Origin of the sequence: Pelomonas sp. V22 (assembly GCF_030014915.1) — a bacterium.
In the GTDB taxonomy this organism is placed as follows: domain Bacteria; phylum Pseudomonadota; class Gammaproteobacteria; order Burkholderiales; family Burkholderiaceae_C; genus JAUASW01.
Genome location: NZ_JAGIXS010000002.1, coordinates 496644 through 518149, shown reverse-complemented (window position 1 = coordinate 518149; position 21506 = coordinate 496644). Strand labels below are relative to the sequence as shown.

Annotated in this window: 25 protein-coding genes and 1 tRNA gene; 14 read left to right on the top strand and 12 right to left on the bottom strand. The window is 66.3% G+C overall.

Annotation, left to right across the window (positions count from 1 at the left end; translation table 11 throughout):
* Positions 1–31: 31 nt before the first annotated feature.
* Positions 32–589, top strand: a complete 558-nt coding sequence (gene greB / locus J7U46_RS11730; protein WP_282825959.1) for a transcription elongation factor GreB — start codon at positions 32–34, stop codon at positions 587–589.
* Here the strand turns inward: greB and J7U46_RS11725 are convergent, their stop codons facing one another.
* The 4 genes from J7U46_RS11725 to J7U46_RS11710 all read right to left on the bottom strand — a co-directional run bounded on the left by J7U46_RS11725 (position 590) and on the right by J7U46_RS11710 (position 4730).
* On the bottom strand, positions 590–2854 hold the full coding sequence (locus tag J7U46_RS11725) for a bifunctional (p)ppGpp synthetase/guanosine-3',5'-bis(diphosphate) 3'-pyrophosphohydrolase (protein ID WP_282825958.1): 2265 nt from the start codon (positions 2852–2854) through the stop codon (positions 590–592). It lies immediately after the preceding gene.
* Positions 2855–2955: 101 nt separating this feature from the next.
* Positions 2956–3159, bottom strand: coding sequence for a DNA-directed RNA polymerase subunit omega (gene rpoZ, locus J7U46_RS11720; RefSeq protein WP_077036989.1), 204 nt, complete (start codon positions 3157–3159; stop codon positions 2956–2958).
* 33 nt (positions 3160–3192) lie between these two features.
* Positions 3193–3813, bottom strand: coding sequence for a guanylate kinase (gmk, locus tag J7U46_RS11715; RefSeq protein ID WP_282825953.1), 621 nt, complete (start codon positions 3811–3813; stop codon positions 3193–3195).
* A 20-nt stretch (positions 3814–3833) separates the two neighbouring features.
* Positions 3834–4730 carry a YicC/YloC family endoribonuclease gene (locus J7U46_RS11710; RefSeq protein ID WP_282825951.1) on the bottom strand — a complete coding sequence of 299 codons (897 nt, stop codon included), beginning with the start codon at positions 4728–4730 and terminating at the stop codon, positions 3834–3836.
* Positions 4731–4776: 46 nt separating this feature from the next.
* Between J7U46_RS11710 and J7U46_RS11705 the strand changes: the two genes are divergently transcribed.
* Genes J7U46_RS11705 through hemW form a run of 5 tightly spaced genes read left to right on the top strand, consistent with a single transcriptional unit; the run spans position 4777 to position 9273 of the window.
* The gene (locus tag J7U46_RS11705) at positions 4777–5745 is read left to right on the top strand and encodes a serine/threonine-protein kinase (protein ID WP_282825949.1); all 969 of its coding nucleotides are present in this window, start codon (positions 4777–4779) and stop codon (positions 5743–5745) included.
* A complete protein-coding gene (locus J7U46_RS11700; protein ID WP_282825948.1) occupies positions 5742–6671 on the top strand; it encodes a PP2C family serine/threonine-protein phosphatase in 930 nt (309 codons plus the stop codon). Before J7U46_RS11705 ends, J7U46_RS11700 begins: the two co-directional genes overlap by 4 nt.
* A gap of 33 nt (positions 6672–6704) precedes the next feature.
* Complete coding sequence (gene rph, locus J7U46_RS11695) at positions 6705–7442, top strand: ribonuclease PH (protein WP_282825946.1); 738 nt, start codon at positions 6705–6707, stop codon at positions 7440–7442.
* 5 nt (positions 7443–7447) lie between these two features.
* Positions 7448–8053: an RdgB/HAM1 family non-canonical purine NTP pyrophosphatase gene (rdgB, locus tag J7U46_RS11690; protein WP_282825944.1), complete on the top strand. Its 606-nt coding sequence runs from the start codon at positions 7448–7450 to the stop codon at positions 8051–8053.
* A 14-nt stretch (positions 8054–8067) separates the two neighbouring features.
* Complete coding sequence (gene hemW, locus J7U46_RS11685; RefSeq protein ID WP_282825942.1) at positions 8068–9273, top strand: radical SAM family heme chaperone HemW; 1206 nt, start codon at positions 8068–8070, stop codon at positions 9271–9273.
* On the opposite strand, the gene J7U46_RS11680 is transcribed toward hemW, so the two are convergent.
* Complete coding sequence (locus tag J7U46_RS11680; RefSeq protein ID WP_282826220.1) at positions 9236–10177, bottom strand: LysR substrate-binding domain-containing protein; 942 nt, start codon at positions 10175–10177, stop codon at positions 9236–9238. The two genes, hemW and J7U46_RS11680, sit on opposite strands and share 38 nt — an antisense overlap.
* A 291-nt stretch (positions 10178–10468) precedes the next feature.
* Between J7U46_RS11680 and J7U46_RS11675 the strand changes: the two genes are divergently transcribed.
* Complete coding sequence (locus J7U46_RS11675) at positions 10469–10867, top strand: nuclear transport factor 2 family protein (RefSeq protein WP_282825940.1); 399 nt, start codon at positions 10469–10471, stop codon at positions 10865–10867.
* A gap of 1 nt (position 10868) precedes the next feature.
* On the opposite strand, the gene J7U46_RS11670 is transcribed toward J7U46_RS11675, so the two are convergent.
* From J7U46_RS11670 to J7U46_RS11660, 3 genes are read right to left on the bottom strand one after another with little or no spacing between them, the layout of a single operon-like run.
* A complete protein-coding gene (locus tag J7U46_RS11670; RefSeq protein ID WP_282825939.1) occupies positions 10869–11969 on the bottom strand; it encodes a chemotaxis response regulator protein-glutamate methylesterase in 1101 nt (366 codons plus the stop codon).
* A gap of 32 nt (positions 11970–12001) precedes the next feature.
* The gene (gene cheD / locus J7U46_RS11665) at positions 12002–12658 is read right to left on the bottom strand and encodes a chemoreceptor glutamine deamidase CheD (RefSeq protein ID WP_282825938.1); all 657 of its coding nucleotides are present in this window, start codon (positions 12656–12658) and stop codon (positions 12002–12004) included.
* A 49-nt stretch (positions 12659–12707) separates the two neighbouring features.
* The gene (locus tag J7U46_RS11660; protein WP_282825937.1) at positions 12708–13562 is read right to left on the bottom strand and encodes a CheR family methyltransferase; all 855 of its coding nucleotides are present in this window, start codon (positions 13560–13562) and stop codon (positions 12708–12710) included.
* A 207-nt stretch (positions 13563–13769) separates the two neighbouring features.
* Between J7U46_RS11660 and J7U46_RS11655 the strand changes: the two genes are divergently transcribed.
* Genes J7U46_RS11655 through J7U46_RS11645 form a run of 3 tightly spaced genes read left to right on the top strand, consistent with a single transcriptional unit; the run spans position 13770 to position 15698 of the window.
* Positions 13770–14495, top strand: a complete 726-nt coding sequence (locus J7U46_RS11655) for a GGDEF domain-containing protein (protein ID WP_282825935.1) — start codon at positions 13770–13772, stop codon at positions 14493–14495.
* Positions 14496–14497: 2 nt separating this feature from the next.
* On the top strand, positions 14498–15295 hold the full coding sequence (locus tag J7U46_RS11650) for a MinD/ParA family protein (protein ID WP_282825933.1): 798 nt from the start codon (positions 14498–14500) through the stop codon (positions 15293–15295).
* A 4-nt stretch (positions 15296–15299) separates the two neighbouring features.
* Positions 15300–15698, top strand: a complete 399-nt coding sequence (locus J7U46_RS11645) for a group II truncated hemoglobin (RefSeq protein WP_282826218.1) — start codon at positions 15300–15302, stop codon at positions 15696–15698.
* A 26-nt stretch (positions 15699–15724) separates the two neighbouring features.
* Here J7U46_RS11645 and J7U46_RS11640 read toward each other — a convergent pair whose 3' ends face one another.
* From J7U46_RS11640 to radC, 3 genes are all read right to left on the bottom strand, one after another.
* The gene (locus J7U46_RS11640) at positions 15725–16369 is read right to left on the bottom strand and encodes a hypothetical protein (protein ID WP_282825931.1); all 645 of its coding nucleotides are present in this window, start codon (positions 16367–16369) and stop codon (positions 15725–15727) included.
* 189 nt (positions 16370–16558) lie between these two features.
* Positions 16559–17194, bottom strand: coding sequence for a Smr/MutS family protein (locus tag J7U46_RS11635; RefSeq protein WP_282825929.1), 636 nt, complete (start codon positions 17192–17194; stop codon positions 16559–16561).
* Positions 17191–17865 carry a DNA repair protein RadC gene (radC, locus tag J7U46_RS11630; RefSeq protein ID WP_282825927.1) on the bottom strand — a complete coding sequence of 225 codons (675 nt, stop codon included), beginning with the start codon at positions 17863–17865 and terminating at the stop codon, positions 17191–17193. The genes J7U46_RS11635 and radC overlap by 4 nt, the downstream gene beginning before the upstream one ends.
* Positions 17866–17929: 64 nt before the next feature.
* On the opposite strand from radC, the gene J7U46_RS11625 reads away from it, so the two are divergent.
* From J7U46_RS11625 to J7U46_RS11610, 4 genes are all read left to right on the top strand, one after another.
* Complete coding sequence (locus tag J7U46_RS11625) at positions 17930–18379, top strand: FKBP-type peptidyl-prolyl cis-trans isomerase (protein ID WP_282825925.1); 450 nt, start codon at positions 17930–17932, stop codon at positions 18377–18379.
* Positions 18379–19359: a 4-hydroxy-3-methylbut-2-enyl diphosphate reductase gene (gene ispH, locus J7U46_RS11620; protein WP_282825923.1), complete on the top strand. Its 981-nt coding sequence runs from the start codon at positions 18379–18381 to the stop codon at positions 19357–19359. The genes J7U46_RS11625 and ispH overlap by 1 nt, the downstream gene beginning before the upstream one ends.
* An 88-nt stretch (positions 19360–19447) precedes the next feature.
* Positions 19448–20743, top strand: a complete 1296-nt coding sequence (gene serS, locus J7U46_RS11615; protein WP_282825922.1) for a serine--tRNA ligase — start codon at positions 19448–19450, stop codon at positions 20741–20743.
* Between the two features lie 71 nt (positions 20744–20814).
* Positions 20815–20902 (top strand) — tRNA-Ser (locus tag J7U46_RS11610).
* Between the two features lie 53 nt (positions 20903–20955).
* Here the strand turns inward: J7U46_RS11610 and J7U46_RS11605 are convergent.
* Positions 20956–21390, bottom strand: coding sequence for a biopolymer transporter ExbD (locus J7U46_RS11605; RefSeq protein WP_282825921.1), 435 nt, complete (start codon positions 21388–21390; stop codon positions 20956–20958).
* Between the last annotated feature and the right edge of the window lie 116 nt (positions 21391–21506).

Here is a 21506-nt window from a genome sequence, read left to right as displayed (position 1 = left end):
CTCCCGTGTCGCTGCCAGCACAATACAGGCCATGAGCAAGGCTTTCACCAAGGAAAACGATAGCGACGACGATGAGGACGTGGGCCTGCCCGCGCTGCCTCAAGGCACGCGCAACTACATGACGCCCGAGGGCTATGCGCGGCTGCGCAGCGAGTTCATGACGCTGCTGGACGAAGAGCGCCCCAAGATCGTCGAGATCGTGTCTTGGGCGGCCAAGAACGGCGACCGCTCGGAGAACGGCGACTACCTCTACGGCAAGAAGCGACTGCGCGAGATCGACCGGCGCCTGCGCTTCCTGACCAAGCGGCTTGATATCGCCGAGGTAGCCGACCCGAGCGTCCATCATGGCAATGACCAGATCTACTTCGGTGCCACCGTCACCTACGCCAACTCCAAAGGCGAGGTGCGCACGATCACGATCAAGGGCATCGACGAATCGGACAGCCTGGCCGGTGAGGTGTCCTGGGTCTCGCCTATTGCGCGAGCGCTGCTCAAAGCCCGAGAGGGAGATGAGGTGCAGCTGATGACGCCTGGCGGCATCGAGAAGCTGGAGATCCTCGAGGTGAAGTACCCCGCGCCCAAGCCCTGATCAGGGCTTGATTCGCCAGACTCGCAAGACCGAGGCGCTGCGCTTCAAGGTACGCAGCACGTCGGCCAGATGCAGTCGGTCCCGCACTGACAGCAGCAAGCTCATCTCGGCCGTCTCGCGGGTTTGTGGTTCTTCCACCATGGAGATGTGCGTGATGTCGGCCTCGGCGCTACTGACGGCTGACGCCACTTGCGCCAGCACGCCCTTGCCATTGGTGAGCAGGAGACCGACGGCGGCCTCGAAAGGGCGGCTCAGTTCCTCGGCCCAGGCCACGGCGATCCAGTGCTCGGCATCGCGCTGGAACAGCCGGCGGCCGACCTGGCATTCCGCCGTGTGCACCACCAGGCCTTCGCCGCGGCCGAGGTAGCCCTTGATGTCGTCGCCCGGGATGGGGCGGCAGCAGGTGGCCAGGCGCACGGAGGCGCCTTCACTGCCGTCGATCATCACCATGCCCTGGGCCGGTGCGTCGTCGGTCGCGAAGCGGCCCAGCGTCAGTGTGACCGCATCGGGACGCTCGCCCTGGTCGGCCAGCATGCGCGCCAGCTTCTTGGCCACGATGGTGGCGATTTTGCGGCCGAGGCCGATCTCGGTCAGCAGCTCGTCCACATGGCGGTTGCCGGCCCAGCGGGCCAGTTGCTGCCAGAGTTGGGCGGCCTGCTGGTTCTCGTCGTCCAGGCTGGGCAGGGCGAGGCCCTCGGCGCGCAGGGCCTGGGCCAGCATCTTCTGGCCGAGTTCGCGCGATTCTTCCTGCTCCAGGTTCTTCAGGAAGTGCCTGATCTTGGATCTTGCCCGGCCCGTGCGAACGAAGCTGAGCCAGGCAGGATTCGGGCGTGCGCTCTCGGCCGTGACGATCTCGATCACATCGCCGCTGTGCAGCTCGGTGCGTAGCGGCACGGGCTCGCCATTGATCTGTGCGGCCACGCAATGGTCGCCCACGTCGGAGTGGATCGCGTAGGCGAAGTCCACCGGCGTGGCGCCGCGGGGCAGGGCCATGATCTTGGACTTGGGCGTGAACACGTAGACCGCGTCCGGGAACAGGTCGATCTTGACGTGCTCGAGGAACTCGTTGGCGTCGCGCGTCTCGTCCTGGATGTCCAGCAGCGACTGCAGCCAATGCGCGCCCAGTTGCTGCGCATGCTGGCTGTTGCTCTTGTAGAGCCAATGCGCCGCCACGCCTTTCTCGGCCACCATGTGCATGGTCTCGGTGCGGATCTGGAACTCCACCGGCGTGCCGAGCGGGCTCACCAGGGTCGTGTGCAGCGACTGGTAGCCATTCGGCTTCGGGATGGCGATGTAGTCCTTGAAGCGGCCCGGTTGCGGCTTGTAGAGCTGGTGCAGCACGCCGAGCGCCAGGTAGCAATGCGGCAGGTCGGCCACGACGATACGGAAGCCGAAGATATCGCTGACCTGGGCAAAGCTCAGGTGCTTGTCGCGCATCTTCTTGTAGATCGAATAGAGCGTCTTCTCGCGGCCGTGCACTTCAACCTTGAGCTCCGAGGCGCCGACCGCCTTCAGCACGTCGCGTTCGATGCGCGAGACCAGGTCGCGGCGGTTGCCGCGCGCCTTGGCGATGGCCTTGCTCAGCGCCGCATGGCGCCAGGGGTGGATGAACTTGAACGAGAGCTCCTGCAGCTCGCGGTAAATCTCGTTCAAGCCCAGCCGGTGGGCGATTGGGGCATAGATGTCCAGCGTCTCGCGGGCAATGCGGCGCTGCTTGTTGGCCGCCATCGCCTCCATCGTGCGCATGTTGTGCAGGCGGTCGGCGAGCTTGATCAGGATGACCCGCACGTCGCGCGCCATCGCCAGCAGCATCTTGCGGAAGGACTCGGCCTGCGACTCTTCCTTGGTCGAGAACTGCAGCTTGTCCAGCTTGGTCAGTCCGTCCACCAGCTCGGCGGTGGGCGCCTCGAACTTCTCGATCAGCTCAATCTTGGTGACCCCACAGTCCTCCATGGCGTCGTGCATCAGCGCGGCCTGGATGGCCTGCGCATCGAGCCGCCAGTCGGCGCAGATGCCGGCCACGGCGATGGGGTGGGTGATGTAGGGCTCGCCGCTGGCGCGCAACTGGCCGAGGTGGGCTTCGTCAGCGAATTTGTAGGCCTCCTTGACCCGCTTGATGTCGGCCTTGGGCAGGTAGTTCAGCTTGTGCACGAGGGCATCGAAGCTGGCGGCCTCGGCCGGCGTGGGCTCGGGAGGCGCGCGCAGGGCGGTCAGCCCGGTCAAGGCGGCAGGCAGGCGTGCAACGGCAAACGATCGGAGACCCATGGTTCGAATTTAACCGATGCCGCGCTGCGCTCCGGGCGTAGGGCCAACGCAGAAACGACAACGGGCACCCGAAGGTGCCCGTCAGCGGCGTTGGTGCGGATTTAGACCGGCACCTTGCGCAGCATCTCGACGCCGACTTCACCGGCGGCGATCTCGCGCAGGGCGGTCACGCCCGGCTTGTTCTTGCTCTCGATCTTGGGCGTGTGGCCCTGGCTCAGCATGCGAGCGCGGTAGGTTGCGGCAAGCACCAGCTGGAAGCGGTTGGGGATCTTGGTCAGGCAATCTTCAACGGTGATGCGGGCCATTTGTGTGTTCCAGGGTGAGGTGTTCAGGACGGATCAGGGCAGATCCAAGGCTCGGAAGACGGCGGAGCGGTTCCGGCGCTGTGCGGCGTATTTTAGCCTTTGTGCGTGGACGATGGATTTCAGGTCGAAAACCGCCGTGTCGAACACCGCATTCACGACCACGAAATCGAAGTTCTGCGCCTGCGCCACCTCGACCCGGGCATTGGCCATGCGGGTCTCGATCACGGCGGGCTCGGTGTCGCCCCGGCGGTTCAGGCGCTGCTTCAGCTCGTCCCAGCTCGGGGGCAGGATGAAGATCAGCACGGCATAGGGGAACAGCTGCTTGATCTGCAGAGCGCCCTGGAAGTCGATCTCCAGCACTACATCGTCGCCATGGGCCATGCGGGCCTCGATGGCGGCGCGCGAGGTGCCGTAGAGATTGCCGTGGACCTCCGCCCATTCGAAGAAGTCGCCATGGGCGACCTTGGCACGGAACTCGTCGGCCGTGATGAACCAGTATTCGCGGCCGTTCTGCTCCTGGCCGCGCGGCGCCCGCGAGGTGTGGGAGATCGAGACGTCCAGCTTGGAGTCCAGCTCCAGCAAGGCCTTCACGAGGCTGGATTTGCCGGCGCCGCTGGGCGCTGCGACGACGAAGAGATTGCCGGGATATTCCATCAGGGGTTTGCTGTGTTTGCTTATTCGATGTTCTGCACCTGCTCGCGCAGTTGCTCGATGGCGACCTTCATCTCGACCGAGATATTGGTCAGCTCAATCGCGGCCGATTTGGAGGCAAAGGTATTGGCCTCGCGCAGCAGCTCCTGGATCAGGAAGTCCAGGCGCTTGCCGAGCTCGCCGCCCTTCTTGAGCAGGCGGGTGATCTCGTCCAGGTGGGCGCGCAAGCGGGCCAGTTCCTCGGCCACGTCGATGCGGATCGCATAGGCCGTGGCCTCGTTGAGCGCGCGCTCGCGGGACGCATCTTCCGAAACGGACTGGGCCGATCCGGTGCCGGCCAGGGCCTCGGCCCAACGCTCCAGGAAACGCTGCTGCTGGCGCTGCACGACCTCGGGCACCAGCGGCTCGGCCTGGGCGGCCAGCTCGCGCAGCCGGGCCACGCGCTCCATGAGCACGGCCACCAGCTTCTCGCCTTCGCGCTCGCGCGCTTCCAGCAGGCCGCTCACGCAGCGGCGTGCGGCTTCCAGCGTCGGCTCGTCCAGCTTCTCGGCGGTGCCGCCGCTCTTGCACCAGTGCAAGGCCTCCTGGACGCTCAGCGAGCGGGCCTCCGGGAGCCAGGTCTGTACCGTCGATTGCAGTTGGGCCAGGCGGTTGAGTTGCTCGGGCTGCGGTTGGGGCCAGGCTGTGTCGGCCTCGCGCTGGGTGTTGATGCGGAGCTCAACCTTGCCGCGCTTGATGCCGGCAGACACGAGGTCGCGCAAGGCCGGCTCGAGGCCTCGCAGCTCCTCGGGCATGCGCATGCTGAGGTCGAGAAAACGCCCATTGACCGAACGCAGTTCGACGGTCACGCTGGCGTTGGAGTGAGCCCCAGTTTCAGGGCGTGCGGAGGGTTGCGAGCTGGCGCTGGCGTAACCCGTCATGCTGTAGACTGGCATCTAGCATTCGGTAAGCAAAGCAAACTCGATTATGTCAAAGCCGAAACCGGCTCCCTTGCCGGCAGGAACGGTGGTCGGGGGCTACCAGATCATCAAGCGATTGGCAGCGGGTGGTTTTGGTGTCGTCTACCTGGCCGAAGATCCCGAGCACCACCTGGTCGCCCTGAAGGAATACCTTCCGTCTTCGCTGGCCGAACGCTCGCCCGGCGAACTGACGCCGCGCGTCAAGCCCGAGAAGCAGCCGCTCTACCGCCTGGGCCTCAAGAGTTTCTTTGAAGAAGGCCGCTCGCTCGCGCAGATCTCGCACCCGAGCGTGGTCTCGGTCTTGAACTTCCTGCGCGAGAACGAAACCGTCTACATGGTGATGAACTACCTGCAGGGCGACACCCTGCAGGACTTCATCGTCACCGCCCGCGACATGAAGCGCGACAAGGTGTTCCGCGAGTCCACCATCCGCAGCCTGTTCGACGAAATCCTGCGCGGCCTGCGCATCGTCCATCAGCACAAGATGCTGCACCTGGACATCAAGCCGGCCAACATCTTCATCACCAACGACAACAAGGCCGTCTTGCTCGACTTCGGCGCGGCGCGCGAAGTGCTGTCCAAGGAAGGCAACTTCATCCGCCCGATGTACACGCCCGGCTTCGCCGCGCCCGAGATGTACCGCCGCGACGGTGCCCTCGGCCCCTGGACCGACATCTACGCCATCGGCGCCTGCATCTACGCTTGCATGCAGGGCTATCCGCCCAACGATGCGCCGCAGCGCATCGAGAAGGACCGGCTTTCCTTGAGCCTCTCGCGGCTGCGCAACGTCTACTCCGACAACCTGATCGAGGTGACCGAGTGGTGCATGTCGCTGGACCCGCTGTCGCGCCCGCAGTCGGTCTTTGCGCTGCAGAAGGAGCTGGGCCGTGAGACCGAGCGCCGCTACACCAAGCTGAGCTTCAGCGAGCGGCTCAAGCTGCAGTTGGAGAACCTGAAGTCCGGAGCCAAGGCGTGAGGTTCAGCGTCTACCAGGTCAGCAGGCGCGGAGGGCGAGAGAAGAACGAAGACCGCATGGGCTACTGCTACACCCGGGATGCCGGGCTGTTTGCGCTGGCCGACGGCATGGGCGGGCACCCCGAGGGCGAGGTCGCCTCGCAGCTGACGCTGCAGACCATGGCCTTGCAGTTTCAGCGCGATGCCAAGCCCGGCTTGCCTGACCCCAGCGCCTACCTCGCCGACGCCGTGCTCGCCGCGCACCACCAGCTGCTGCGCTACTCGGCCGACAAGGGCTTGCCCGACACGCCTCGCTCTACTGTGGTGGCCAGCGTGATCCAGGGCAATAAATGCTTCTGGGCCCATTGCGGCGATTCGCGGCTCTACCTGGTGCGCGGCGGCAAGCTGGTCGCCCGCACGCGCGACCACTCCTACAGCGAACTGCAGGACGCGCTCGGCCGCATGACGCCGGCCGGCGAGCGCTTCAATCGCAATGTGCTGTTCACCTGCCTGGGCAGCCCGGGCAAGCCCATGGTCGACCTGCATGGCCCCATGGTGCTGGAGCCGGGCGACCGCCTGCTGCTGTGCTCCGACGGCCTCTGGGGCACGGTGGCCGACGACATCATCACCGAGCAGCTGGCCGCGCGCGCCATCACCGACTCGGTGCCTGAGCTGGTCGAGCTGGCCCTGCGCAACGGCGGGCCGCGCTGCGACAATGTCACCGCCCTCGCGGTGGAGTGGGAAGGCGCTGACGAAGCCGAGGACGATGGGCAGGAAAGCGAATCGCTGTCCACCCAGCAGCTCGGCGACGATGAGTTCGCCTCCACCATCCAGTCCCCGGCCACGGCCGAACGACCCCAAGAGCTGGACGAAGCCGAGATCGAGCGCAGCGTGCGCGAGATTCAGGACGCGATCCAGCAACGCACGGCCAAGCAGAAGAAAAGCTGACGCTGCCCCGCGCCACTCTCCAAAGGATTTCCGATGACCGAAATTTCCAAGCCGCTGCGCTCCGACGGCCGTGCGGCCAATTCGCTGCGCCCCGTGCGCATCACGCGCCACTACACCCGCTATGCCGAAGGCTCGGTGCTGGTCGAGTTCGGCCACACCAAGGTGCTGTGCACGGCCTCGGTCGAAGAAAAGGTGCCGCCGCACAAGCGGGGCTCGGGCGAGGGCTGGGTCACGGCCGAGTACGGCATGCTGCCCCGCGCCACCCACACCCGTGGCGACCGCGAAGCCGCGCGCGGCAAGCAGAGCGGCCGCACGCAGGAGATCCAGCGCCTGATCGGCCGCTCGCTGCGCTGCGTGTTCGATCTGGCCGCCTTGGGTGAGCGCACCATTGCGATCGACTGCGACGTGATCCAGGCCGACGGCGGTACGCGCACAGCGGCAATCACCGGCGCCTTCGTGGCCGCGCAGGACGCCGTGAACTGGTTGATCGCCCAGGGCAAGCTCATGGCCTCGCCGATCCGCGACGGCCTGGCCGCGATCTCGGTCGGCATCGTCAACGGCACGCCGCTGCTGGATCTCGAATACACCGAAGACTCGGCCTGCGACACCGACATGAACGTCGTGATGACCGGCAGCGGCGGCTTCGTCGAACTGCAGGGCACGGCCGAGGGCGCGGCCTTCACCCGCGCCGAGATGAACTCGCTGCTGGACCTGGCCGACAAGGGCATCCGCGAGCTGCTCGCCGCCCAACAGGCGGCATTGAAGGCTTGAGGTCCATGAAGCTGCTCCTCGCCTCGAACAACGAGAAGAAGCTCAAGGAGCTGCAGGCCTTGTTCGCGCCGCTGGGCGTCGAACTGCTGACGCAAGGCTCGCTGGGCATCGCCGAGGCCGAGGAGCCGTTCCATACCTTCGTTGAGAACGCCTTGACCAAGGCCCGGCATGCGGCGCGCGAGAGCGGCCTGCCGGCCTTGGCTGACGACTCGGGTCTCGCGGTCGAGGCCCTGGGCGGCGCACCGGGCGTGCTGTCGGCGCGCTATGCCACGCTGTTCGGCCGACCCAAGAGCGATGTCGAGAACAACGCGGTGCTGCTGGAGAAGCTGGCCGGCGTTGAAGACCGCCGTGCGCGCTTCGTCTGCGCCCTGGTGGCCGTGCGTTCTGCCGACGATCCGGAGCCCTTGATCGCCATGGGCCGCTGGCAGGGTCAGATCTTGCCTGCGCTGGCGGGCGAGGGCGGTTTTGGCTACGACCCTTTGATGTTCATTCCTTCGCTGGGCCGCAGCGTGGCCGAACTGACGAGTGCCGAGAAGAATGCGCTGAGCCATCGCGCGCTCGCGTCCGCCGACCTGGCTGAACAAATGCGCCAGGCCTGGCATCTCGGCTGAATTGAGCTTTCCCCATGGCTGATGTCATCAAGCTGATGCGCCCCGGGCAGTTGACGCTGCCCGCGCTGCCGCCGCTAGCGCTCTATGTGCACCTGCCCTGGTGCCTGAAGAAGTGCCCCTACTGCGACTTCAATTCCCACGAGTGGCGCCAAGGCGGCGAGCTGCCGGCCGATGTGGCCCGTGAGTATCTGGCCGCACTGCGTGCCGATCTCGAAGCGGCGTTGCCGCAGATCTGGGGCCGGCCGGTGGTCAGCATCTTCATCGGTGGCGGCACGCCGAGCCTGTTTGCGCCGGCGCAGATCGCCGAGCTGATCTCGGACCTGCGCGCCCGCCTGCCGCTGGAGCCGGGCTGCGAGATCACGCTGGAGGCCAACCCCGGCACCTTCGAGCGCGAGCGCTTCAAGGGCTTCCGTGAGGCTGGCGTGACGCGCCTCTCCATCGGCGTGCAGAGCTTCGACGACGAGAAGCTCAAGCGCCTCGGTCGCGTGCACAACGCCGAGCAGGCCAAGGCGGCAATTGCCGAAGCGGCCGAAGCGTTCGAGACCTTCAACATCGACCTGATGTATGCGCTGCCCGGTCAGACGCTGGAGGAACTGGGCCATGAGCTGGACCAGGCCTTGAGCTTCAAGCCGCCGCATCTCTCGGTCTATCACCTGACCATCGAGCCGAACACGCGCTTCGCGGTCGACACGCCCAAGGACCTGCCCGACCCGGACCTGGCCAGCGAGATGCTGGACCTGATCACCGAGCGCACCGGCGCCCTGGGCCTCTCGCGCTACGAGGTCTCGGCCTATGCGCGCGACGGCCATCGCTGCCAGCACAACCTGAACTACTGGCAGTTCGGCGACTACCTCGGCATCGGCGCGGGCGCCCACAGCAAGCTGTCCTTCCCGCACCGCATCCTGCGTCAGGTGCGCTGGCGCGAGCCGGCCACTTACATGCAGAAGGCCATGGCCGGCGCGGCCCTATCGAACGAGAACGAGGTGTTGGCGAGCGAGCTGCCCTTCGAGTTCATGCTGAATGCCTTGCGGCTGGCCGAGGGCGTGCCCCTGGTCAGCTATCTGGAGCGCACCGGCCTGCCCATGACCAGCATTGCCACGGCGCTGGAGCAGGGCAGGGCGAAGGGCCTGATGGTCGACGATGTGTCGCGCCTGGCGGCCACGCCGCGCGGCTTCGACTTCCTCAGCGATCTGCAGGCGCTGTTTCTGGCTGGCCACTGAGCGCGGAGCTCGACAGCGCGATCTCGGACTTCAGCCAGTCGCAGAAGGCGCGCAGCGCCGGATCATCCTTCAGCCCCGGCGGGTAGACGAGATGGTAGCCGCGCTGCTCGCCATCCAGCCAGCAATGGTGGGCGAGCCGGACCAGGCGGCCGTCCAACAGGGCGTCGGCCGCCAGCAACTCGCGGCACAGCGCGATCCCCATGCCTTGCTCGGCCGCTTGCAGCAGCAGGCCGGCGTCGTTGAAGCTGGCCATGGGCACGATATGGCGCTGCGGCTTGCCGGCGGCTTCGAACCAGCTCACCCACATGCCGGCATCGCCGAGCAGTGATTCGCAAGCCAGGGTTTCGACCGGCTTGCCGATCAGGCGATGGGCCAGCGCCGGCGCGGCCACGGGCAGGAAGGTCGATTCGAACAAGGGCTCGTTGATCAGGCCCGTCCAGGGGCCCCGGCCCTGGCGCAGGGCCAGGTGGTAGCCGTCGCGCTCCAGGTCGACCACGGCCTGTGAGGCATTCAGCTCCAGCGCCACTTCCGGATGGCGCGCATGCCAGCGGCCGAGGCGCGGCATCAGCCAGCGTTGGGCGAAGGAGGGCAGCACCGTCACGCGCAGGCTGCGCTGGGTCTGGCCGTGCAGGGCCTGGGCCGCCTGCAGGGCCTGCTCCAGCTCCACGTAGGCCCGCTCGACGCCCGCCCGCAAGGTATGGCCGGCGGCGTTGAGCACGATGCGTCGGCCCTGGCGCTCGAACAGTGCAAAGCCCAGCTGGGTTTCCAGCGCCCGGATCTGCTGGCTGACCGCGCTGTGCGTGAGGTTCAGCCGCTCGGCGGCGGCGCGCAGGTTCTCGGTGGCGGCGGCGGCCCGGAAGGCGGCCAGGTACTGCAGCGGCAGACGGCTCATGGTTGTGTAGATTTTCTTACCAAGATGGCAAGGATAAAGCGTTTGTTGTGCACTTGCTGGGTCAATAAGATGACCAGCATCCAAGGAGATCGCCATGAACGCCTGCTGCCATTGCCCTGTCGACACACCCGCGCCACGGCTGACGCCGATGCTGATCGTGGTGGCCGTCGCCCTGGTGTCGGCCCTGCTGGTGGCCTCGCGTGCCGAAGCACTGACCGACAGCGGCTACGAGGCGCACCTGGCGCGGCTTGATCGCCAGGAATCCCTCACCACCACCCAGCCTCTCAAGGAGACAAGCGCCCCATGTCCAGCCTCAGCCCCGAGCAAGTCGTCCAAGCCCAGCTCGACGCCTACAACGCCCGCGATCTGCAAGCCTGGCTTGCCACCTATGCAGAAGACGCCTGCCAGTACGAGCACCCCGGCCGGCTGCTGGCGTGTGGCCATGCAGCCCTGGGTGAAAGAATCGCTGTCCGCTTCACCGATCCTCGCCTGCATGCGCGGCTGATCTCGCGGCGCGTGATCGGGCATTCGGTGATCGACCATGAGGAGATCAGCCGTGACTATCCCAAGGGACCGGGGCGGGCCGAGATGCTGGCGATCTACCAAGTGCGGGACGGCCTGATCCAGGCCGCCACCTTCGTCTTCGGTGATCCGGTCTACGCAGCTGTTGCGGAGACCGCTGAGACCGCTGACGCTGCCTGAGTCAGACCCGGTTGAGCGACATGCCCGAGGTGGCGCGCAGCCGCTCGATCAGCTTGGGAGCGATCTGTTGCAGCGGCAGCACTTCGTCGGCTGCACCGGCCGCAATGGCTTCGCGCGGCATGCCGAAGACGACGCAGGTGTTCTCGTCCTGGCAGTAGTTGTAGGAGCCGGCGTCCTTCATCACCTTCATGGCCTTGGCACCATCGGCGCCCATGCCGGTGAGCATGATGCCGAGCGCATTTGGGCCGACCACGCGGGCCGCGGAGTGGAACAACACCTCGACCGAAGGCTTGTGGCGGTTGACCGGCTCGCCATCCTGCACGCGGGCGATGTAGTTGGCGCCGGAGCGCTCCACGCTCAGGTGGAAGCCGCCTGGCGCGATGTAGCCGTGGCCGGGCAGGATGCGCTCACCATCGGTGGCTTCCTTCACGCGGATCTTGCACAGGCCGTCAAGCCGCGCCGCATAGCTCTTGGTGAAGCCGGGCGGCATATGCTGCGTGATCACCACGGCCGGGCAGTCGGCCGGCAGGTTGACGAGCACGTCCTTGGTGGCTTCGGTGCCGCCGGTGGAGGCGCCGATGAAGATGATCTTCTCGGTGGACATGCGGCCGATGCTGCTGACCGTGACCGGCTTCGGTGCCGCAGCCGGAGCGCCGGGCGCCGCCGCCGCTGCGGGCGCCGGTGCAACGTGGCGCCGGATGTGGGCCTTGGAGGCGATGCGGATCTTGTCGGTGATGTCGTCGGCCAGCAGGCGAATGCCATCGGCCACGCCGATCTTGGGCTTGGCCACGAAGTCGATGGCGCCGAGTTCCAGCGCCTTCAGCGTGACCTCGGCGCCGCGCTCGGTCAGCGTGGACACCATCACCACCGGCATGGGCCGCAGGCGCATCAGGCGCGAGAGGAAGTCGAGCCCGTCCATCTTGGGCATCTCGACGTCCAGCGTGATCACGTCGGGGTTGAGGTTGCGGATCATCTCGCGGGCCAGCAGCGGGTCGGCGGCAGCGCCAATGCAGACCATGTCGGGCTGGCGGTTGATGATCTCGGTCAGGATGCTGCGCACCAGGGCGGAATCGTCGACGACGACGACGGTGGTCTTGGCCATTTTCTTTACTCTCTCTACCCCCGCGATGCGGGTCAAAACAGATCGACGGAGCCCCCGGTGGCCACGACCGGCTGGGCTTTCTGGGCGGCGGCCTTGTCCTGCTGGACCAGGGCGTCGGTATTCGTGGGCGCGAGGCGCTTGACCATGGCCTTGCCGCTGTGCGGCAGGAAGCAGACCTTGCGCGGGTACACGTCCATCACGTCCTTGGAGACGATGGGGATGCGCTCCAGCTTCAGGAAGTCGATAACGAAGTTGGTGTTGCGCTCGCCGACGTTGATGGTGTTCATGCCGGCGATCACCGCGCCGCCACCAAAGATCTTGGCCTCCATGCGGCTCTTGGCGGCGCCCCGCTTCATCATCTCGTTGATCAGGAGTTCCATTGCGAACGAGCCATAGCGGCCCGAGTCGCCGGTGCCCTCGGGCAGCATGAAGTGGTTCATGCCGCCGATCTGCGCGTGGCGGTCCCAGAGGCAGGCAGCGATGCAGGAGCCGAGGGTGGTCATCACGAGGATGTCCTCGGTGTCGACGAAGTACTCTCCGGGCAGGATCTTGACGGCGGCGTTCTTGAAATGCGCGTCGTAGAAGAAGAACGAGGCCTCGCCCTGCTTGCGCGGCTGCGCCTTGAGCTGGGCCACGCGGGCGGCACCGGCACCGCTGGTGATCATGGCGGAGGGCTGTGTGGTGCTCATCGCTGGGTTGGCCTGGTTCGGTCGTGCTTGATTATTGAGCGGCCGGCGGTCAGACGCGCTCGTAGATGGTCTTGCCGCGCAGGCGGAACAAGTCCTTGGACTCGGTGAAGTTCTCCGAGTGGCCGACGAAGAGCAGGCCCCCGGGCTTCATCACGCGGTGGATGCGCTCCAGCACCTTGCGCTGTGTCGGGCCGTCGAAATAGATCATCACGTTGCGGCAGAACACGATGTGGAAAGGATCGCCGAGCGACCACTGCGTGTCCATCAGGTTGAGCGTGCGGAACTCGATCCAGCGCGCCAGCTCGGGCTTGATGCGGATCTTGCCCTCGTTGGCGCCCGTCCCCTTCAGGAAGTAGTTGCGCAACCGCACATGGTTCAGGCCGCGTGAGTCGGCACCGTAGACGCCGCGCCGGGCGGTATTGAGCACATTGGTGTCGATGTCGCTGCAGACGATCTGCATCGGTGCGCTGGCACCGAGCGCCTCATGGCAGGTCATGGCGATGGAGTAGGGCTCTTCGCCGGTGGAGGCGGCGCAGCACCAGATGCGGATGGGCCTCGCGTTGATGGCCTTCAGGTCATCCGCCAGCGCATGGAAGTGATGGTCTTCGCGGAAGAAGGAGGTGAGGTTGGTGGTCAGGCAGTTGACAAACTCCTGCCACTCGGCGGCGCCTTGAGGGCCGCTGCTCTGCTCCAGCCATTGCAGGTAGCTGGCGAAGCTGTTGTAGCCGGTGTCGCGCAGCCGCCGCGACAAGCGGCTGTAGACCATGGCCTGCTTGCCCTCGTGCAGGCTGATGCCGGCGTGCTGGTAGATCAGTTGGCGAACGCGGTCGAAGTCGGCCTTGCTGAAGCTGAACTCGTGGTCGATCGACTCCGAGGCGGACGATGCGTTCGGGGCAGCGGGCATGTAGGGGGCTCTTTGACTTCTTTGGCTTTTGGCGCTGACACTCGGCGCCCGGCAACGCTGCTGGGCGATTGCCGCCTATTCTGCCCCCAAGCCGAGGTACCGGGCCGGCAATTGCATGGGTGAAACTGCGGCTTGAATCACAATTCGTTTCCAGACATGCTCCCGGCTGTGCCGCTGCTAGACTGCCGCGACACGATACCAAGCGCCTTGAACACCCCCGCCCCGCCACCGCTGATCCACGCCCGCCATCTGGCGCTGGACCCCGCCCTGCAGTTGTTGCAGCAGGCCGGGGCCCTGCTGCCCGAGGCCGAACCCTATAGCGCCGCCTGGCTGCAAGGCGTGATAGACGCGCTCTGCGACCTCTCCAGCAAGGACGCCCTGACCGGCCTCGTCAACCGCCGCAGCTTCGAGATGGCGCTGTCGCGCGAGGTCGATCGCGTGGCGCGTTCGGGTGAGTCGGCCCTTCTGCTGGTGCTTGATATCGATCACTTCAAGGCGGTGAACGACACCCACGGCCATGCGGCGGGCGACCTGGTGATCCAGGCCGTGGCCCGTGCCATCAGCGACGTGGTGCGCCCCATGGACACCGTGGCTCGCGTGGGTGGCGAAGAGTTCGCCATCATCCTTCCCAACTGCCCGCCCAGCTTCGGCCTCACCGTCGCCGAGCGCATGCGCGAGCAGGTGGCCGACTTGAAGCTCGATGTATCACCGAGCCAGCGCATCGGCGTGACCATCAGCGTGGGCGGCGCCTTTGCCCCGCAATGGGTGCGCTCGTCCTCGCTGCTGTGGATGGAGCGGGCCGATCGCCAGCTCTACCGTGCCAAGGCCGAGGGCCGCAACCGTACCTGCCTGGAAGCACAAATGGAATCGCTGGTGAGCGCCGAGGAAAAAGGCATGTTGTTTGCTGCGTCGCAGCTTCAGGACGGCGAATGAGCATGAGCGCAATTCCGGCCGCCCCCCAACGTCCCGCCCGCACCGGCGGTGCCCGCACCCTGGCCGTCACCAGCGGCAAGGGCGGCGTGGGCAAGACCTTTGTCACCGCCAATCTGGCAGCGGCTCTGGCCGCCCGGGGCGAGCGCGTGCTTGTGCTGGATGCCGACCTCGGCCTAGCCAATCTGGATGTGGTGCTGAACCTGCATCCCAAGCTCACGCTGCACGATGTGTTCACCGACAAGGCCACGCTGGAGCAGGCCATCCTGCCCGCGCCCGGCGGTTTCTCCGTGCTGCTGGCCGGTTCAGGCATGGTCGAGTACTCGCGGCTCACGCCCGAGGTGCGCGACCGCCTGCTGGCCATCATCGACCAGGTCAAGCCACGCTTCGACTGGGTGCTGCTGGACACCGGCGCCGGCATCTCCGACGTGGTGCTGTTTGCCGTCTCGCTGGCCACCGACGTGATGGTGGTGGCCACGCCCGAACCGACCTCGCTCACCGATGCCTACGCCACCATCAAGGTGCTGGCCACGCAGCAGGGCCGCCGTCAGGTGGGCTTGCTGGTCAACCAGGCTTCACGTCTGGGCGAGGGCCGTCTGATTTGCGGCCAGTTGCAGCAGGTGCTGCAGCGCTTCGTCGGCCAGCAGCCGGGCTCGGCCTTCCGGCTCGACCTGCTCGGCGAAGTGCGCAACGACGCCACCGTGCGTCAAGCCGTGCTGAAGCGCCAGCTGCTGATCGAGCAGTACCCGGGCAGCGAAGCCGCGCAAGGCGTCAAGGCGCTGGCCAATCGCCTGCTGACCTGAAGTGATCCCCGAGGAGTCCGCCGGCAAGCCGGCTACAGCCTTCGACTGGGTGGGCGGCGAAGCAGCCGTGCGCCAACTGGTCGACCGCTTCTATGACCTGATGGACCTCGAGAGCGCCTACGCGGCGCTGCGCGCTGTTCACCCACCCCTCCTCGACGGCTCGCGCGACAAGCTGCACTGGTTTCTGTGCGGCTGGCTCGGCGGGCCCGATCACTACATCGAGCGCTTCGGCCACCCGCGACTGCGGGCCCGCCACATGCCGTTCCGCATTGGCATCCGTGAGCGCGACCAGTGGATGGATTGCATGCGCCAGGCCATGCTCGAGTGCGAGCTCGACCCGGCGCTGCGTGAGAGGCTGGATGCGGCGTTCATGAACACCGCGGACTGGATGAGGAACGTCTAGGACGCGCCCGTCGCCGGGCTCCCTGCCTACTCGACGCGGATGTTGAACTCTTGCTCGAAGCGGTGCTCGCCCGGGCATTCGTAGGTGTCGCGCAGCGCGTTGGCAATGGCCGACTGAAGGGCACGGCGGGTCTTGGGGTCCATCGCGCCGGCGAGCACGGTGAACTCGGTGGCCGTGACCCGGCCGGCATGCACCGTGGCCTGCACCCTGAAGAGCGCATCGCCGGCCCAGTTCACGCTGGGCAGGTCGGGCTTGCCCATCTTCGTACAGACCATGCCGGGCGTGACGACCGTGGGAACGCTTGCCTTCTCGACCGGGGCGACGACGACCGGCCTTGGATCGGAGCCTGTGCCGGCGCGCAGCGGATTCGGTGGGGCGTTAGGTGGCGCCTCGATTTGCGTGGCCTCGACGAAGGTGGGCGGCTGGATCAGGACCGGGTCCTGGATCACCATTCGCTGTGTGGGATCCTCGATGGGCTTGCGCGGCGGTGGCGGTGTCTGCGGTGTTTCATCCGGCTCGATCACGCGGGCCTTGGTGATCGTCGGTTCCTTCTTGAGCACCCGCTGTACCAGGCCGCTGCTCAGGCCGGCAATCATCAGCGCATGGACCAGGATCACGATGCCGATGCCAGTGAAGCGCGATGCGCCTTGCGGTTGTTGTGCCATGTTCATTGGATGCCTCCGAGCGGTGGGTGGATGAGAGCAATGACCAGGAAACTGCAGGGCCAGACTAAGCCCGTTGGCAGGGAGGCGCAAGCCGCCCCGAGGTGGGATTTGGCGGCGTTAGCAACTGAGGGTTTGCCGCCGGTTCCAGCGGCTGGCGAGCTGGCCCAGAATGCGAGCTGACCCGAGGAGCTTCGCTCAGGCGAGCAGCACCATCAGGGCGCCCGCACCACCCTCGCTGGCGCGGGCCTGGACAAAGGCCAGCACTTCCACCTTCTGCACCAGCCAGCGCCGCACCCGCGACTTGAGCACGGGCTCCCGCCCTGGCGAGCCGTGGCCCTTGCCATGGACCACGCGCACGCAGCGCAGGCCGCGCCGCTTGGACTCATGGATGAAATGGCCCAAGGCCTCGCGAGCCTGGTCGCGGCGCAGGCCGTGCAGGTCCAGCTGTGCTTGCAGCGCCCAGTGGCCACGCCTCAGCTTGCGCACCACCTCGGCGCTGATCTCGGGACGCCGGAAGGACAGGGTTTCGTCGGTCTCCAGCAAGGTCTCGACATCGAAGTCGTCCGACAGAGCCTGCAGCAGCACGGCGCGCTCGTCGGCCTCGCGCTGGCGCGGCTCGGGGGCGGGCGGCTCGACCGGGTGTTCATAGCGGCGACTGTCGGCCAAGGGCGTTACCGGCCCGATGCTCAGTTCGAAGATGCGCTTTTCCTGCTCGGCCAGCCGACGGGCGGCGGCGATGCGCTCCAGCCGCTCCTCTTCCAGCTTGCGGCGCAGGCTCAGCTCCCGCTGCAGCGCTTTCAGATCTGCGAGGCCGAGTACTTCGCGCTTCACAGCAAGCCTCGCTCGGCGAAGGAGACGACCTCGGAGGCGCTGACCACCAGGTGGTCCAGTACGCGCACGTCCAGCAGGCCCAGCGTCTTTTGCAGGCCCTGCGTCAGCAGCTCATCGGCCCTGGAGGGCTCGGCCACGCCCGAGGGGTGGTTGTGCGCCAATATCACGGCCGACGCCCCGAGCTCGAGCGCCCGCTTGGCGATCTCACGGGGGTAGACGGCTGTTTGCGAAAGCGTGCCTCTGAACAGCGTCTCCATCGCGATCAACCGGTGCTGCACATCCAGGAACAGCACGGCGAAGACCTCGTGACCGAGCTCCCCGAGGTGCAGCCGGCAGTACTGCTTGACCCGCTCCGGCGCATCGAAGACCGGCCGTTGCTGCAACTCGCTGCGCAGCGAACGACGGGCTATTTCCAGCACGGCGGCGATCTCGGCACGCTTGGCCGGGCCAAGGCCCTTGACCTTGGCGAGCGCCGGCAGGTCGGCGCCCAGCAGGCCGGGCCAGCCGCCAAATTCGTCCAGCAAGTCCTGCGCCATCTGCAGCACCGGCCGGCCTTTGATGCCGGTGCGCAGCAGCAGCGCCAGCAGCTCGGCATCGGCCAGTGAGGCGGCACCCCGGGCCAGCAGTTTCTCGCGCGGGCGGGCTTCTTTGGGGAGCTGATCCAGGGGCATCGGAGGGCAGGGAAGGGCGAACAAGGCCGGGGCCTTAAAATCCGCGCAGTCTATCGAACCCCTGATGCCCGTGAATCTCATTCAAGCCGGATCCTTCCTCACCCTGCATTACCGCCTGATCGGGCCGGATGGGGGCGATCTGATCAACACCTTCGACGACAAGCCGGCCACGCTGTCCATGGGTACGGGCGAACTGGCGCCGGCCATCGAGGCCCGCTTGGTCGGCCTGCCCGAGGGCACGCGCACCACGCTGGCCCTGGCGCCGGGCGAGGCCTTTGGCGAGCGCAACGAAGAGATGATGCAGCGCGTGAAGCTCTCGCTCCTGCATGAGCTGGGCGACCCGGATGCCGAATACACGGTCGGCGACGTGGTGCAGTTCCCCACGCCCGACGGCCAGGGCGGCTACGCCGGCCTGGTGCGCGAAGTGGGTGAAGACTGGCTGCTAATGGATTTCAACCATCCGCTCGCCGGCCAGCCGCTGAGCTTTGAAGTCCATGTGATCGGGGTGCTGTGATGACGGTGGCCAAGATCGAACCCCAGGAGATCGTGCTGGCCGAGCCGCGCGGCTTCTGCGCCGGCGTGGACCGGGCCATCGAGATCGTCGAGCGAGCGCTCCTGAAGTTCGGCGCGCCGATCTACGTCCGCCACGAGATCGTGCACAACACCTATGTAGTCAACGACCTGAAGTCGCGCGGCGCAATTTTTATCGAGGACCTGGCCGAGGTGCCGCCCGGCGCCACCCTGGTGTTCAGCGCCCACGGCGTGAGCCAGGCGGTGCGTCAGGAGGCGGCCGAGCGCGGTTTCCAGGTCTTTGACGCCACCTGCCCGCTGGTCACCAAGGTCCATGTGGAAGTGGCCAAGCTGCGCAAGGAAGGCTACGAATTCATCATGATCGGCCACAAGGGGCATCCCGAGGTCGAGGGCACGATGGGCCAGTTGAGCGAGGGTATTTACCTCGTGGAAGAGGCCGGCGACGTGCCTCATGTGCGCGTCACGAATCCCGAAAAGCTGGCCGTGGTCACGCAGACCACGCTGAGCGTGGACGATGCGGCCGAGATCCTGTCAGCCGTAAAAAAGCATTTCCCGCTGGTGCGCGAGCCGAAGAAGCAGGACATCTGCTATGCCACCCAAAACCGCCAGGACGCGGTCAAGGTGCTGGCGCCGCAGGTCGATGTGGTGGTGGTCGTGGGCAGCCCCACCAGCTCCAACAGCAACCGCCTGCGCGAACTGGCCGAGCGTCTCGGCACGCCGGCCTACATGGTCGATGCGGCGGAAGACCTGAAGCCGGAGTGGCTGGAAGGCCGCAGCCGCGTAGGCCTGACCGCCGGCGCCTCGGCGCCCGATGTGTTGGTGCAGGCTGTGATCGAGCGGCTGCGCGCCCTCGGTGCCACGGCCGTGCGCAAGCTCGAAGGCGTGGAAGAGCATGTGCGCTTCCCGCTGCCATTGGGGCTTGGTGACAAGTCCATGGCCGAGCTGAGTTCCTCTCGATCTTGACGCTGGCGACGCCTCAATCCGATTGAGCGGCGCCCCGGTGGCGCCGCGCCTGCTTCATAGAATCACGCGTAAGAATCAAGGATCCCCCATGCTAGACATCAGCCTGCTCCGCAAAGACCTCGACGCCGTGGTCGCGCGACTCGAAACCCGCAAGACGCCGCAAGCCTTCCTCGACGTCGAGCGCTTCTCGGCCCTGGAGCACGAGCGCAAGGGCGTGCAGATCCGCACCGAAGAACTGCAGGCCCGCCGCAACAGCCTGTCCAAGCAGATCGGCATGGCCAAGGGCAAGGGCGAAGACGCCAGCGCCCTGATGGCCGAGGTCGGCGGCATTGGCGACGAACTGAAGGCCAGCGCCGAGCGCCTGGAGGCCATCCAGCTTGAACTGAACACCATGCTGATGAGCGTGCCCAACCTGCCGCACGAGAGCGTGCCGGTGGGTGCCGATGAATCGGGCAATGTGGAAGTGCGCCGCTGGGGCACGCCCCGCACGTTCGACTTCGAGCTGCGCGACCATGTGGACGTGGGCGCTGCCCTCGGCCTCGATTTCGAGACCGGCGCCAAGCTCTCTGGCTCGCGCTTCAGCTTCTTGAAGGGCCCTATGGCCAAGCTGCACCGCGCGCTCGCCCAGTTCATGCTGGACGTGCAGAGCAACGAGCATGGCTACACCGAGTGCTACACGCCGTACATCGTCAACCGCGAGGTGCTCGAGGGCACGGGCCAATTGCCCAAGTTCAAGGAAGACATGTTCTGGGTGCTGCGCGGCGGTGACGAAGAGCAGGTCGAGCAGTACCTGATCTCCACGTCGGAGATCTCGCTGACCAACACGGTGCGCGAACAGGTGCTCGACATGGCCAGCCTGCCGATCAAGCTGACCGCTCACAGCCCCTGCTTCCGCTCCGAAGCAGGCAGCGCCGGCCGCGACACGCGCGGCATGATCCGCCAGCACCAGTTCGACAAGGTCGAGATGGTGCAGGTCACGCAACCGGAGAAGAGCTACGAAGCGCTCGAAGAGATGGTCGGCCACGCCGAGGCCATCCTCCAGAAGCTGGGCCTGCCGTACCGCGTGATGGCGCTGTGCACCGGCGACATGGGTTTTGGCGCCGCCAAGACCTATGACCTGGAGGTCTGGGTGCCGGCACAGGGTGTCTATCGCGAGATCAGCTCCTGCTCGAACTGCGAGGGCTTCCAGGCCCGCCGCATGCAGGCACGCTTCAAGAACGCGCAGGGCAAGAACGAGCTGGTCCACACCTTGAACGGCTCCGGTCTGGCTGTGGGTCGTGCTCTGGTGGCCGTGCTGGAGAACTACCAGAACGCCGACGGCAGCGTGACCGTGCCCGAGGTGCTTCGCCCCTACCTCGGCGGCACTGAAATTTTACGCGGCTGATTGCCGAGGCCTGAAAAAGTCCGCTATACTTGCGGGCTTGACTCGCTGAAGACCACGCGAGTGCCGAACCTGGAGAGGTGGCAGAGTGGTCGAATGTACCTGACTCGAAATCAGGCGTACCGCAAGGTACCGTGGGTTCGAATCCCACCCTCTCCGCCAAACGAGAAAGCCACCGCGAAAGCGGTGGCTTTTTTCTTTTCCGGTGCTTCGTTTCAGTGAGCGAAGCGCCCCTGGCCCACCATGCCCATCTTGGTCAGACCGTGGCGCTGGACCGAGGCCATGACGGCGGCGACATGTCCGTAGTCGGCGACGCTGTTCGGCTTGATGTGGATCTCGGCCTGGTCGCTGCTCGGCAGCCTTGCGAGGTCGGCCAGGCGCTGTTCCAGGGTTGCAGGGCTAACAGCCAGGCCGTTCCAGCTCACGGCGCCGTCGAAGTCGATGAAGAGTTCAACGACCGTCGGGGTCTTGAGCGATTGCGGTGGCGGGCCGGAGGGCAGATCCAGCGTGACCGCATGCAACTGCGTCGGGATGGTAATGATCAGCATCACGAGCAGCACCAGCAGCACATCGATCAGCGGCGTCGTGTTGACGTCCGGCATCACCTCGGGGGCGGCGAGGCCCGGGTTCTGAACCGCAGTCATTCCCATGCTTGGCTCCTTTTGCGCAGCTGCCACGGGCCGGTGGTCCGTCGGCGAGGCTGCGATTGATGATAGGTCGGCCATGCGATGTGGCGGTCCTGCGTGGCGCCAAGCCGACAGCCCCG